Below are 383 nucleotides of genomic sequence, written 5' to 3'. Positions count from 1 at the left end.
GAGACTGGGGTAGGTTCATGTTCCAACTCCCCCAAGTAAATCTTATTGGCCATTCGTCCTTTTTCACTGGAAGATTGTTGGACTTCATCTATCAAGCCGTACTCTCGCAACGTTTTCTTAATAGCCAACAACTTAGACTTGGAACAGCCAAGTAGTGCCATGAGTTTTGAGTTGGAATATACCAGATAAATAGCCCCATCTTCATCTATCCACCCTCTACTTAATGACAATTCCAAACGATCTTTTAGAACAGCATAAGCGACCTTAACCTCAAGCTTCATATCCTTGTAGTACTCACTCTCAAACAAGAGTTTAGGGAGCTTATAATAACGCTCTGACGTTTGATAGTGATTAGCGGTGATACGTTTCATGATTGTCCCTCC

General features: G+C 41.5%; 1 protein-coding gene. It reads right to left on the bottom strand.

The features are described from left to right. On the bottom strand, nucleotides 1-371 hold a 371-nt coding region (locus tag B3473_RS06215; RefSeq protein ID WP_293677948.1), incomplete at its 3' end, for a replication initiator protein A. Nucleotides 372-383 lie beyond the last annotated feature (12 nt).

The sequence above is a fragment of the Streptococcus sp. UBA632 genome (genome assembly GCF_002300045.1).
Taxonomy (GTDB): domain Bacteria; phylum Bacillota; class Bacilli; order Lactobacillales; family Streptococcaceae; genus Streptococcus; species Streptococcus alactolyticus.
This window is presented reverse-complemented; position numbering and strand designations above follow the sequence as displayed.